We start from the raw sequence: 295 nt of genomic DNA, 5'->3' as shown, positions 1-295 counted from the left end.
TAGATACCACCCCAGTCATGTGCAACCAGGGTAAAAGGCGTTTGAATACCGGCCGCTTCAACCAGATCGTTAATATATTGCCCGTAGTGTTTGAGCTCAAACTCAAACGATTCTGGCACGCCTGATCGATGAATGCCCGGCAAGTCGGTTGTATAACACGTAAAGCTATCTTTAACTTTTTGGACGAGGGGGTTCCACATATCCGCTGAGTCCGGCACTCCATGGAGAAACAGTTCTGGCTCGCCTTCGCCATCTACCTTCAAGTAAATAGGGGCCTGATCAATTTCAACAAACA

The 295-nt window shown here is 47.8% G+C and carries 1 protein-coding gene; it reads right to left on the bottom strand.

The window, feature by feature from the left end:
* The coding region (locus tag A3751_RS01700; RefSeq protein ID WP_156492179.1) for an alpha/beta fold hydrolase at positions 1–295 on the bottom strand (295 nt) is incomplete at both ends.

The organism is Oleiphilus sp. HI0080 (genome assembly GCF_001635135.1).
Note: the sequence above shows the minus strand (reverse complement) of the source record. Positions and strands in the feature narration are given on the sequence as shown.